The following is a 12608-nucleotide window of genomic DNA, read 5'->3' as shown; positions in this document are numbered from 1 at the left end:
GGTTCCGCTCCCGGCGAATTCGACCTAAAGCGTTATTGTACTACTCTGATCACTGCACGCAGCTGGCGCGAGCGATCCTTTTGCGGGCAACCGACGCCCGCGTCTTTAGCGCGACAGCCGCGCCCCTTCCAGGACGCTCCCCGGCTTGACCACCACGCCATCTTCTATCACCGTGGAGGCGATGGCGGCCCCTTGCCCGATCTGGCACCCCTCCCCTATCACGGTGCTGCCGGTGAGGCAGGCGCCGGGGTAGATGACGGTGTCGCGTCCCACCCGCACGCCGCGGTCCACGTAGACCGCCTGCGGATCGACCATGGTGACCCCGGAGAGCATCAGCTCCCGGTTGATCCGCCCCCGCAGCACGCGGCCCGCCTCGGCCAGCTGTACCCGATCGTTGACCCCGGTGATCTCCTCGGCGTCGGCCACCGGAAAGCTCAGACACTTGAGTCCCTTCAGCGCGGCCTGCCGGACCACGTCGGTCAGGTAGAACTCCCCCTGGGCGTTGTCGTTGTCCAGCGCGCCCACCGCCTGTTCCAGGAAGCCGCGCTCCACGCAGTAGATGCCGGCGTTGACCTCCTTGATCAGGCGCTCCGCTGCCGAGGCGTCCTTCTCCTCGACGATGGCGGTGACGGTGCCGTCCTCCCCCTTCACGATCCTGCCGTAGCCGAAGGGGTTCTCGAAGAGGGCGGTCATCACCGTTACGGCGGCACCGCTGATGGCGTGCCTCTCCAGCATCGTCCGCAGGGTCTGCGCCGTGATCAGGGGGGTGTCGCCGCACAGGATGAGCACGGTCGAGGTATCGGCGGGAAGCTGCGGCATGGCGCAGTGCACGGCATGGCCGGTCCCCAGCTGCTCGGCCTGCAAGGCGAAGGAGATGTCTCGGCGCCCTCCAAACCAGGCACGCACCGTTTCCGCCTGGTGTCCTACCACCAGCACACAGTCGGCCACCCCGGCCTGGAAGGCGGCGTCCACCGCCCACTCTATCATGGGTGCGCCGGCAAGCTGATGCATGACCTTGACCAGGCCCGACTTCATCCTGGTCCCCATCCCGGCCGCCAGCACGATGGAAGCTATCTTCGCCATTTCCGGACTCTCCTTGTCCTTCCCGGATGCCAATCTAAGAACGTTTATATTTAGCAACACTGCCGCTGGCAGTCAAGGTGTTTCACCCCCGGCCAACTTGCCGTCCTGACACTTTTTACGTTTACATGCCCCTTGGTTCCCGTTATATTCCACCCTGGAGGCTTAATGGCGATTCCCGAGGACATAGCGCGGCTGGAACAGGACCTGCGAGAGCTGATCATCAAGTACGAACAGTACTTCTTCGGCATCGAGAAGCGGGAACCGCTCAGGCTGCTCGACCAGGTCGAGCGACTGGTCCGGCGCTACCAGAACGTCACCATCACCAACACCCGGGACCGGTTTAAATACGACACCCTGGTAGCGGCCCTGAGCGTCCACAAGCAGAAATGGATCCGCACCAACCGCCTGATCGAGGAAGGGAAGTACGAACGCGACCGCTTCAGGATGTCGCTGCATGACAAGAAGCGCACCCGCACCCCGGCCGCCCAGCAGGTGGACCTGGAGCGGGTCTACCAGCAGTACCTCACCGCCCGCAAGGCCTGCAACCTCCCGGTCGAGAACGTCCCCATGGAGAAGTTCGTGGAGGCGGTCGAGCGCCAAAAGCCTGCCATCATGAAGAAGTACGGTGCCGAGGAAGTCGATCTGGTGGTTGTCATCGAAGGGGGGAAGCCTCGGCTGAAGGCCCGTCAGAAGCTGCCCAGAAGTTCGTGAACATCACCCTGGTCTCTATCCACCCCCACCGCTCTCCCCAGGCGGTGCCGCTTGCCTGCGCCTTCTTAAAGGGTGCGCTGCTCGCCGATCCACCGCTCAAGGACTCCCTGCGCGTCGAGCTCCTCGACTTCTTCCTGGATGAAGCCCCCCCTGAGGCCCTCGCAGAAGCAATCCTGAAGCAGTCACCCGACCTGGTCGGCTTCTCCGTCTACGTCTGGAACCGCGAGCAGGCAGCCGCCGTCGCGTCCCAGCTGAAGACGCGGGTCCCCTCGCTCACCCTATTCGCCGGCGGGGCCGAGCCGACCGCCAACCCGGCACCGCTGCTCCAGTCCGGGAACTTCGACTTCGTCATCACCGGCGAGGGTGAGTCCTCGCTGGTGGAAGTGGTTCGACGCGCCTTGCGCGGCGCTGATCCGGCGGGGGTGCCCGGTCTGCTGCTCCCGGGGGAGCACTCCCCCCAGCTCCCCTCCCCGGTCGACCTCCCGGCGCTCCCCTCACCCTACCTGACCGGGCTCCTCGACCCTTCCATCCCCGGCGGCGCGCTCTGGCAGCTCTCCCGCGGCTGCGACTTCGCCTGCGCCTTCTGCTTCGACCACAAGGGGGGCGGCGGTGTGCGGCGTTTCCCGATGGAGCGGATCGAGCAGGAACTGAAGCTGTTCGCCCGGCTGGGAGTGCCGCAGGTCTTCGTGCTGGACTCCACCTTCAACAAGATCCCGAGCCGCGCCAAGGAGATCCTCCGTCTGATCGCCAAGCTCGCGCCGGGGGTGCATTTCCACTTCGAGGTGCGCAGCGAATTCATCGACCCGGAGATGGCGGAACTGTTCGCCTCCATCACCTGCTCCCTGCAGATCGGCCTGCAAAGCGCCGACCCGCAGGTGCTGCACGCCGTCGGCAGAGGCTTCGACCGGGAGGACTTCTCGTACCGGGTGTCGCTGTTGAACCGAAGCGGCGCGATCTTCGGCTTCGACCTCATCTACGGGCTCCCCGGCGACACACCGGCCACCTTCAGGGATTCGCTCGACTTCGCCCTTTCCCTGTACCCGAACCACCTCGACATCTTCCCGCTCGCCGTGCTGCCGGGGACCAGGCTGTACGCCAAGGCGGCCCAACTCGGGCTGGAGTTTCCCGACCGCCCCCCCTACACGGTCAGCGCGACCCCCGGCTTCTCAAGAGAGGAACTTGAGGAGGCGGGCCGGCTGGCCGCCGCCTGCGACATCTTCTACAGCCGCGGCAAAGCGGTCGCCTGGTTCAACTCGGTGACCGGCGCCCTCAAGCTCTCCCCCTGCCAGCTGCTGCAGGCCTTCGCCGGCTTCCTGGCAAAAAAGGGGGAGGCCGCCGAAGCCAGCCTTACCGAGGAGGAGATCTGGGAACTGCAGCGGGGCTTCCTCGAGGAGATCTTCCCGCAGAGGAAGAAGGGACGTCTGCTGCCGCTCGCCCTCGACCTCGTCGACTACCACCACCTCTACGCCCTGGCGCTGCTCGCCCCGCCCCCCAAGCCTCCCACGCCCCGCGAGCTCAAGCGTCTCGATCTGCTGCGCCGCCCCCTGGTCCTCGCTTCCTCTGCCTTCCTGAGGAGCTTCAACTACGAAATCCTGGACATCCTGGAATCCGGGGAGATCGATCTGGCCGCCTTCGCCTCCTGCTTCCGCCCTGCCACCTCCTACGCCGTCGTCTATCCGGCCGCCGGAGAGGTCTGCACCGAATCCATCTCCAAGCCGTACTTCGAGCTCCTGCTCAGGCTCGATGGCAAGGGTGAGCCGGGCAAACTCTGCCGCGGCCTCGGCATTCCGACAGACGAGGCGCTCTCCTTCCTGGAATTCGTCGTTTCCGAAGGGATCGCGCTTCCCGCCTGACCAAATCCATCGTCCTCCCCCCTCCGCTCGCCAGACACGTCGCTCACCAACGCCAGGTGCACCAGGTTGCCGACCTGCTGATAGATCGCTATCTCCTCAACACGCCGTTTAAAAGCGACCGAACATCCTCAGTCAGCGTCCCCCTGACAGCCCCCCCTCAAGCCCCCTGCAAAGGGAAGCTCAGCTGGTTGCCTTGGAGTCCACTTCACCTGCCAACGGAGCCCGAACCATCCCCTTGGCTTACCTTCCGGGCCGACAGGCTGCCTCATTTCCGCCGGTTTCCGGCAAATTTCTTTCTAATTTTCTCCGCCAAGTAGCCGATGCAGCAGTGAGCGGCTAACGTGCAGGTGATAATGATTATTTCCCTCCTGTATACAGAGAATAAATGCTTTCACATGGTGTTATTTCTAATGGTTAGCGTTTTTCAAAAAAACGTGATACTGCCATATTTAATTAAAAAAATTACGGGTGGAATTACCGCCCTGTTTAATTTTCCCTACACCCACGCCATATCACTGTATATTTTTTTATACACTCCGCCAAATGGCCGCCTAAAAAGCCGTATCTAGCTTATTAGCTTGTGTTTTTTCTATTGATTTAAATTAACATGCGTATTACATTACCTGCCGACAGCAGCGCCAGCTGATGTATGCAGTACTGTAAAACGATGTTTTTTTAATGACAGGAGATTACAATGGCACAGTTCTTCAAACATGTTATTCCGCTGCTCCTACTACTCGTCTACGCACAGACCGCTGCCGCCCAACAGGGGCTGGCCATCGATCCGGCGACCTGCCTTGGCTGCCATGGCGACAAGATCTCCGCCTCGCTGATGGCCAACTCGGTGCACGGCAAAAACGGCTGCACCAGCTGCCATATCGAGATCGTGGAGCTCGCCAAGCACATGAAGGGCGAGATCAAGGTAGGCAAGGTCCAGTGCGTACGCTGCCACAAGAAGGAGGCGGCCGAGCACGCAGGCAGCGTGCATCTTGCCAAGGGCGTTACCTGTGCCAACTGCCACACCGACATCCACGCCCACACCTCCTGGCAGAAGGACAAGCGCAGGGTACTGGCCATCTGCACCAAGTGCCACAAGGACGAGCGGGGCTTCCTGACCTCCGTCCACGGCAAAGGGGTGCTGGCGGGCAACCAGGACTCGGCGGCCTGCAACGACTGCCACAACCTGCATGAGATCAAGGCCCTGGGCGCCGCCACCTCGCACACCAACCGCGAGTTCCACACCAAGGTCTGCCTCCGGTGCCACGGCGACGAACACCTGGTCAAGCGCAACAAGATCTCCCACATGGCGGTGGAGAGCTACCTGGCGAGCTACCACGGCAAGAACTACCGCCTGGGCTACCCTGAGAAGGTAGCCGGCTGCGCCGACTGCCACACCGCCCACGGCATCCTCCCCTCCAAGGACCCCAAGTCTTCGGTCAACCCCGCGAACCTGGTCAGCACCTGCGGCCATTGCCACCAGCGGGCCGCGGCGCTCTTCACCAAGTTCTACGCCCACGGCGAGCACAACGACCGCGAGAACTACCCGATCCTGTACTACACCTTCATGGCCATGACCGGGCTGCTGGTCTCCACCTTCGCCGTCTTCTGGCTGCACACCCTGCTCTGGATGATCCGCGGCTTCGTGGAGAACCGGGAGAAGGCTGCCGCCCTGGAGGCGGGCTACGCGGTGCACGAGACCGCCAAGCATGAGGAGCCGTCCATCAACAGCATGCACGCCGCAGCCAGCCTGGGCGCCGACGCCGCCTGCCTCGCCTTCCCGGCCGGACACGCCGCCACCCACATAGCCGACGGGCACAAGCAGTACCGCCGCTTCCAGGCACGCCACGTCTTCATGCACCTGCTGGTCATCATCAGCTTCCTCGGCCTCTCGCTGACCGGCCTGCCGCTCAAGTTCAGCGACCAGCCCTGGGCCAAGGTGCTGATGGGCCTCTACGGCGGGGCACCTAACGCCGCCTTCATCCACCGCTGCTGCGCAGGCATCACCTTCGTCTACTTCTCCATGTCGCTGGCCCTCAGCATCCACTTCCTCTTCATCAGGAAGGACCTGAAGGGTAACGTGCTGCAGAGGCTTTTCGGACCGGACTCCCTGATGCCTAACTTCCGCGACATCAGCGACGTGGTGGGCATGGTGCGCTGGTTCTTCTTCAAGGCGCCGAAACCGACCTTCGAGCGTTGGACCTACTGGGAGAAATTCGACTTCATCGCGGTCTTCTGGGGTATGTTCGCCATCGGCGGCTCCGGTCTGATGCTCTGGTTCCCCGAGTTCTTCGGCAGCTTCCTCCCGGGCTGGGCCTTCAACGTAGCGACCATCATCCACTCTGACGAGGCGCTCCTGGCCACCGGCTTCATCTTCACCGTGCACTTCTTCAACACCCACGGCCGTCCCGAGAAGTTCCCCATGGACTTCGTCATCTTCAACGGCCAGATGTCCAAGCACGAGTTCATTGAGGAGCGTGGCGACCAGTGGGCCCGCTACGAGAGAGACGGCATCACCGAGCAGTTCAAGGCCAAGAAGTCCAGCGGCATCGTGTACGACTTCTGTCTGAAGGGCTTCGGCTTCACCGCCCTCTTCGTCGGCATCACGCTGCTGCTGCTGATGATCTACGCCTTCGTGGTTCCGCACTAAGCGAACCGTTAACCACGGCACGAAAAAAGGGGCTCCCGAAAGGGGGCCCCTTTTTTTACTGAGCCAGATATGAGAGATGACAGGTAATCGGGGTTGTCAGGCCGTTCGTGCTGAGCCCGTCGAAGCATCCCGCCCTGACTCTCTCACCCCGGGATAGCCGTAGAAGTTCCACGCACCCTTCGACAGGCTCAGGGCGAGCGGCCATTATTCCCCGCGTGCCCAATCCCTACTACAGCATCTCCACCGGATCGACGTCCACCACCATCCTCACCGTGGATGGGTGGCTGTAGCCGGAGCGGAAGTGGAAGAGGAGCTTGTGCAGTTCGGAGCGCTCCTTCCCCTTCAAGAGTATCTGCCACCTGAAGCGCCCCCGCACCTTGCCGAGCGGCGCGGTCACCGGCCCCAGGATCTCCACCCTTAAGCGGCACTCGCTCTTGATCCGGCGCAACAGCCTGGCCGCCTCTTCGGCCGCCTGCTCGGCCTGGCGGGCCGACAGCGCCGAGATGGTCAGCGAAGCGAGATGGGTGAAGGGGGGATAACCGACCTCCTCCCGGAACTCGATCTCCTTCTCGTAGAACCCTTCGAAGTCGTGGCCCACCGCGCAGGTCAGGGCGTAGTGCTCGGGCGCCAGCGTCTGCACCAGCACCTTGCCCGGCTTGTCACCCCGCCCCGCCCTCCCCATCACCTGAGTCACCAGCTGAAACGTCCGCTCGCTGCTCCTGAAGTCGGGGAGGTTCAGGGAGGCGTCGGCCGAGACCACCCCGACCAGGGTGACGCCGGGGAAGTCGTGCCCCTTGGCGATCATCTGGGTACCGATCAGGATGTCGACCGAGCCGTCCGCCAGGGCCTTCAGGACCCGGGCGTGCCCCCCCTTCCCCTTGGTGGTGTCCCGGTCCATCCGGGAGACCCGCGCCTTGGCGAAGAGCTCCTGCACCTCCTCCTCGACCCGCTCGGTGCCGCGCCCCAGCATGGTGATCTCGCTCCCCTGGCAGGCCGGGCAGACGGAGGGGGCCGGGATCATGTAGTCGCAGTAGTGGCAGACGTGCCGCCCCTTGCCGCGATGGTAGGTGAGGGTCACCTCGCAGTTGGGGCAGCGCAGAACGTGGCCGCAATCGTGGCAGACCAGGTAGGTTGCGAAACCGCGCCGGTTGAGGAAGAGGAGGGTCTGCCCACCGTTGGCCAGGTTCTCGCCGATCGCCTCCACCAGGGGGGGGAGGAAGGTCTCCCCCTTGTGGCCGCGGGCATCCAGCATGACGGTGTCCGGCATGGGGAGTTCCCGCACCCGGGTCGCCAGGTGCAGATAGCCGAGCCTGCCGTTCTTGGCGGCGTAGAAGGAGGTGACCAGCGGGGTGGCGGAGCCCAGGATCACCACCGCCGAATTGAGCTTTCCGCGCACCAGCGCGAGATCGCGGCTGTTGTAGCGGACCCCCTCCGACTGTTTGTAGGACCCCTCGTGCTCCTCGTCGACCACGATCACCCCCACCCTTTCCAGTGGGGCGAACAGTGCGGAACGGGCCCCGATCACGATCTGCGCCTCACCGCGCCTGATGCGGCGCCACTCGTCGAAGCGCTCCCCGTCGGAGAGCCCCGAGTGCAAGACGGCGATGCCGCAGTCGAAGCGCCTCTTGAAGCGCCCGACCAACTGCGGCGTGAGCGCGATCTCGGGCACCAGCACCAGGGCGGTCTTGCCGGCGCGCAGGGCCACGGCGATCGACTGCAGGTAGACCTCGGTCTTGCCGCTGCCGGTCACCCCGTGCAGCAGGAACGGCGAGAAGGCGCCCGATTCGATGGCGGCCGAGACGCGGGAGAAGGCCTCCGCCTGTCCTGGATTGAGCGGCAGCGGTGCATCGTGACCGAAGCTCTCGGCCCGGAAGGGATCGCGGTAGACTTCCCGCTCGCTCATCCGCGCGGCGCCGAGCTCGACCAGCCGATGGAGCTGAGGGGCGCAGTCGCCGAACAGCTCCCGCAGCGAGGCGGCCGAGCACTCCCCCACTTCGGCCAAGTGGTCCAAGATGGCGGCCCCCTTCCCGCGGGGCCGTGCATCGACCTCCGGCACGGCGGCGTAAAACTTCTCGGTCCGGACGTGGCGCCCGCCGCTCAGGTACTCGCGCAGCACCGGGGTGCCGTCCTCCGCCTTCTCGCAACGGTAGCGGCTGACCAGGTTGATCCCGGCCGGCAGCGCCATCTTGATCACCTCTCCCAGGGGATGGATGTAGTAGTTGGCGATCCAGCGGTAGAACTCGAGCTCGGACGCGGTGAAGAGCGGCTCCTCGTCCAGGATGTCCAGCACCTCCTTCAATTCCACGGTCTCGGCCAGGGTGGCCGGACCCAGCAGGTAGCCGGTCAGCTTCCGCTTGCCGAAGGGGACCAGCACCCGCTTGCCGAGCGCTGCCTGCCCGGCCAGCCGCTCGGGGAGCAGGTAGTGGAAGCTCCCTTCCAGGGGGAGCGGGATGGCTACCTCGACGATGTGGTGGGGAGATGTCTGCATGGGGAAAAGGGTACCCGTGTGAGCCACAAAAGAAAACACCCCCCTTTTTTCAAAGGGGGGCTTGGATCGGTGTGAGATAGCGTTCACCCTGAGCTTGCCGAAGGGCGTGGAACTTTTACGGCTACCGACGACGGGAAAGTTGGTGCTGATGCCCTTCGACAAGCTCAGGACATGCTTCTACAGGCTCAGCGCGAACGTCCCAACTCAGGTAATAGCAAATCCGTCACTGGACCATTTAAGATATTGCACTACTTCTTGAGGACCTCTTCCGCGATGGTGCGCCCCAGCGTCTCGCACTCGGCCAGCACCTCCGGCTTGGGGAGGAAGGGGCTGCGGACGAAGGGGACGGGGAGCTTGAAGCCGACTCCCTTCAGCCTCTCTTCGGCGAACTTGCAGGCCTCGCCGCTCCAGCCGTAGCTGCCGAAGACGCCGCCGATGTTTCCTTTCAGGCTCACCGTGGAGAGGTAGGCGAGCACGTCCCACATCGGCTTCGGTATGTCGCGGTTGATGGTGGGAATGCCGAAGATGAGCGCGTCGGACTCCTCCATCAGGTCGCGGATATCGGCCACCGAGGCGTGATTGATGTGGCAGAGGGTGACATGTATGCCGGGAAGCTCCGCTCCCTTGGCGACCGCCTCCGCCATCTTCTCGGTATTGCCGTGCGGGGAGATGTAGAAGATGGAGACCCGCTTGCCGCCGGCCTTGGGCTGCGACCACTTCCGGTACAGCTCGATCATCTTGCGGGGCTCGGAACGCTGGATGGGGCCGTGGCTCGGGCAGATCAGCTTCAGGTCGACGCCGTCCAGCTTGGCCACCGCGGCAAGCACCCTCTCCTTGAAGGGGCGCATGAGGCAGTCGAAGTAGAAGCGGGTCTCGCCGGAGAAATCGGGCACCTCGTCGTCGAACATGCCGTCGGCGGCGAAGTGGGCGCCGAAGGCGTCGCACGGGAAGAGCACCCCATCCTCCTGGAGCAGGGTGAACATGGTGTCCGGCCAGTGCAGGAAGGGGGCGGAGATGAACTTGAGGGTGCGCCCCCCGAGGTCCAGCGTCTCGCCGTCCTTCACCACCCGGGAACGGAACTGCTGGTGGATCTGGTTGCTGAGGAAGGTGTTGGCAGCCTGGCTGGAGATCACGGTGGCCTTCGGGCAGTGCTTGAGGAGGAAGGCGAGCGAGCCCGAGTGGTCCGGCTCGGAGTGGTTGGCCACGATGTAATCGACCTCCGCCGGATCGATCACCGAGCGGATGTTTTCCAGCAGCTCCTCGCAGCGCTTGGCCTTCACCGTGTCGATGATGGCGGTGTGGGTATCCCCCTGCACCAGGTACGAGTTGTAGGTGGTGCCGTGCTCCGTGGGGAAGAGATCGTCGAACACGGTGAGGGTGGGATCCTTAACCCCGATCCAGTGAAGACCTTTGCTTATTTCAATGGCTCCAGCCATGCCGTACCTCCTGTCTCGCCGCAGAAAAAGCGACTTTATTTGCACCGATCACCGCCCCGGCGCGCTCGGCGCGGAGGGCTGAATTTCGCACGACCATATCAAAAAGGTCTTTCTAAAGCAACCGGCAACTTCGTTTTCTCGTAAGGGTCGGGGGCTCGTAGCGCTCCCCCTGCCCCCATAAAAATATGAAAACCTGCACCTGCTCAGGGAACCACCATTGTACTATGCTTTCAGTCAGCTCGCGCGCTGGAATTTCCGAAGCAAAGCCCGGATAACAGCCTGATCCCCTCATCCGCCTCTGCCGAAGTCATGCCGCCGAATCCGAGCAGCAGATTGGCCGCCCCACTTTCGCCGGTGGCGCAGGTGGCGCTGAAGGGCAAAAGATGTATCCCCTGCCGCGCGGCGCGTTGCATAATCTCGGCCTCACCGGGATTTTCAGCCAGAAGCTGCAAAACGACGTGCAGGCCGGCACCCTGTCCGACCACCACAGCCCTGTTTCCGAAATGGCGCTCGATGGAGTTGAGCAGTGCATCGTGTTTTTTCTGGCAGGTGATGCGCATGCGCCTGATATGACGCTCCCAAAACCCCTGCGCCATGAACCTCTCCATGGTTTTTTGCTCCAGCAGCGAGACGGTGGGGAAATAATCCCGGTACAGCGCCCGAAACGGGGCGAGCAGTGCGCGAGGAAGCACCAGGTAGCTCATGCGCAGCGCCGGGGAGAGGATCTTGGAAAAGGTCCCGGTGTAGATGATGTTGGCGTCCGGCCGTAATCCTTGCAGAGAGGGTATCGGCTTGCCGTGGTAGCGCAGTTCGCTGTCGTAGTCGTCCTCGATCACCAGGTTGCCGCCCGCCTCAGCCCACTCGATCACTTTCAAGCGGCTGGCGATCGGCATCACGTAGCCAAGCGGCAGCTGGTGCGATGGGGTGACGTAGACGATGCTGGCGCCGCTCTCTCTCAACCTCACGAGGTCTATGCCGCTCGCGCGGACCGGGACCGGGACCACCCGGAACTGGTTGTTGTGGAAGACGGAACGCGGCAGGGGGTAGCCCGGGTCCTCGACCGCCACCGATCCGTGGCTCTCCTTCAGCAGGTGGGCAACGAGATCCAGCCCCTGCTGGAGGCCGGAGCAGATCACGATCTGTTCGGGCTCGCAGATCACGCCGCGGGAGCGCTCCAGGTAGCCCTGAAGGTGGCAGCGCAACTCCCAGTCCCCCTGGAAATCGGCGGGGTATCCGGCAAGCTCCCGGCCATGCTCCTGCAGGCTCTCGATGAAGCACCTGCGCCAGATGGCGGAGGGGAAGCTGGCGGGATCGAGACGGGCAGGATGAAAATCGTAGCGGTAGTCCACCGGGGTGCAGGCGCTGTCGGCTGCACGCGGTTTGGGCGCCGCGGGCAGGGGTGCGACATCGTGATCGAGCACCGAGACGAAGTAGCCGCTCCGCTCCCGGCTGTAGATGTAGCCCTCCGCGTAGAGCTCCTGGTAGGCTCCTTCCACCGTATTGCGGCTGGTAGCAAGCTCGGCGGCCAGGTCCCTGACCGAGGGGAGCTTGGCATGGGCAGCCAGCCTCCCCGACAGGACCTGCTCCCTGATCTGCTGGTAGAGCTGTTTGTACAACGGCGTGATGTCGTTTGCGTTGAGGGTTAGCATGCAAAGGTCCCGTGAGGCAGTAGAGTCAAGAAAACCAATCGATCAGAGGAGGTAGTATGATGATCCCGGAAAAACTGCAGGAAATACTGAAACAGGATGGCATAGTCGCCATCGCCACCTTGGGCGAGGATGGCCCGCACATGGTCAACACCTGGAACAGCTACATCCGCATATCCCCCGAAGGTCGGCTGCTGATCCCCGCCGGCTACATGCATCGCACCGAAGCCAACATCGCCTTCAACCCGGAAGTCCTGGTCACCTTGGGGAGCAGCAAAGTCCAGGGGCTGCACGGCCCGGGCGCGGGGTTTCTGATCAAGGGTAAAGCCGCTTTCGTGACCTCCGGACCGGACTTCGACACCCTGAAAGCGAAGTTCGATTGGCTGCGCGCCACCCTCGCCATAACGCCTGATTCCATTACCCAAACCTGGTAACTGTTCAAAAAGAAATGCGGAGGACACGCACCAGCATCTTCTTCGGGTGCCTGTCCTCCGCTAAATCTTCTGGCTGACAGCTTACTTCCCGCCGCCTTTCCCCTCCGCTTTAGACGTCTTGCCGATTGCAACCAACTCCTCGTCGACGGCGTCGTTCAAATTCTGGAAGGTGCGGTGCTCCTCGTGCCTGCCGTTTATGTAGATATACGGGGTCCGGTCGACTCCCAGTTTCATCGCCTCATCGTAATCGGCATCCACCATCTCCTCTAGCTTCGGATCTTTCATCTTCGCCCTGAAGCGCGGCAGGTCC

General features: G+C 63.2%; 8 protein-coding genes and 1 pseudogene. 4 read left to right on the top strand and 5 right to left on the bottom strand.

Annotated features, from left to right (window positions below):
• Positions 1-114 precede the first annotated feature (114 nt).
• Positions 115-1083: pseudogene (locus tag VJ604_RS18605) on the bottom strand (NTP transferase domain-containing protein); the annotation flags it as partial.
• Between the two features lie 165 nt (positions 1084-1248).
• Between VJ604_RS18605 and VJ604_RS18600 the strand changes: the two are divergent.
• From VJ604_RS18600 to VJ604_RS18590, 3 genes are all read left to right on the top strand, one after another.
• Positions 1249-1794 (top strand): MXAN_5187 C-terminal domain-containing protein, encoded by a 546-nt coding sequence (locus VJ604_RS18600; RefSeq protein ID WP_324085085.1) that lies wholly within the window; start codon positions 1249-1251, stop codon positions 1792-1794.
• Positions 1791-3647, top strand: a complete 1857-nt coding sequence (locus tag VJ604_RS18595) for a B12-binding domain-containing radical SAM protein (protein WP_324085083.1) — start codon at positions 1791-1793, stop codon at positions 3645-3647. The genes VJ604_RS18600 and VJ604_RS18595 overlap by 4 nt, the downstream gene beginning before the upstream one ends.
• Positions 3648-4341: 694 nt before the next feature.
• Positions 4342-6294, top strand: coding sequence for a cytochrome c3 family protein (locus tag VJ604_RS18590; RefSeq protein WP_324085081.1), 1953 nt, complete (start codon positions 4342-4344; stop codon positions 6292-6294).
• A 229-nt stretch (positions 6295-6523) separates the two neighbouring features.
• Here VJ604_RS18590 and priA read toward each other — a convergent pair whose 3' ends face one another.
• From priA to pdxR, 3 genes are all read right to left on the bottom strand, one after another.
• Positions 6524-8782, bottom strand: coding sequence for a replication restart helicase PriA (gene priA / locus VJ604_RS18585; RefSeq protein WP_324085079.1), 2259 nt, complete (start codon positions 8780-8782; stop codon positions 6524-6526).
• 248 nt (positions 8783-9030) lie between these two features.
• Positions 9031-10218 carry an FprA family A-type flavoprotein gene (locus VJ604_RS18580; protein ID WP_324085077.1) on the bottom strand — a complete coding sequence of 396 codons (1188 nt, stop codon included), beginning with the start codon at positions 10216-10218 and terminating at the stop codon, positions 9031-9033.
• 230 nt (positions 10219-10448) lie between these two features.
• Positions 10449-11867, bottom strand: a complete 1419-nt coding sequence (pdxR, locus tag VJ604_RS18575) for a MocR-like pyridoxine biosynthesis transcription factor PdxR (RefSeq protein WP_324085074.1) — start codon at positions 11865-11867, stop codon at positions 10449-10451.
• A gap of 59 nt (positions 11868-11926) precedes the next feature.
• Between pdxR and VJ604_RS18570 the strand changes: the two genes are divergently transcribed.
• Positions 11927-12298 carry a pyridoxamine 5'-phosphate oxidase family protein gene (locus VJ604_RS18570; RefSeq protein WP_324085087.1) on the top strand — a complete coding sequence of 124 codons (372 nt, stop codon included), beginning with the start codon at positions 11927-11929 and terminating at the stop codon, positions 12296-12298.
• A gap of 81 nt (positions 12299-12379) precedes the next feature.
• Here VJ604_RS18570 and VJ604_RS18565 read toward each other — a convergent pair.
• Positions 12380-12608 (bottom strand): DsbA family protein (locus VJ604_RS18565; protein WP_324085072.1); only part of this gene is annotated, 229 nt, incomplete at its 5' end.

Source organism: Geomonas sp. (assembly GCF_035254065.1).
In the GTDB taxonomy this organism is placed as follows: domain Bacteria; phylum Desulfobacterota; class Desulfuromonadia; order Geobacterales; family Geobacteraceae; genus Geomonas.
Note: the sequence above shows the minus strand (reverse complement) of the source record. Positions and strands in the feature narration are given on the sequence as shown.

Bases quoted from the DNA above. Each gene is read 5' to 3' on its own strand.
- VJ604_RS18600 (WP_324085085.1), top strand. From the start codon at position 1,249: ATGGCGATTCCCGAGGACATAGCGCGGCTGGAACAGGACCTGCGAGAG.
- VJ604_RS18590 (WP_324085081.1), top strand. From the start codon at position 4,342: ATGGCACAGTTCTTCAAACATGTTATTCCGCTGCTCCTACTACTCGTC.
- priA (WP_324085079.1), bottom strand. From the start codon at position 8,782: ATGCAGACATCTCCCCACCACATCGTCGAGGTAGCCATCCCGCTCCCC.
- VJ604_RS18580 (WP_324085077.1), bottom strand. From the start codon at position 10,218: ATGGCTGGAGCCATTGAAATAAGCAAAGGTCTTCACTGGATCGGGGTT.
- pdxR (WP_324085074.1), bottom strand. From the start codon at position 11,867: ATGCTAACCCTCAACGCAAACGACATCACGCCGTTGTACAAACAGCTC.
- VJ604_RS18570 (WP_324085087.1), top strand. From the start codon at position 11,927: ATGATCCCGGAAAAACTGCAGGAAATACTGAAACAGGATGGCATAGTC.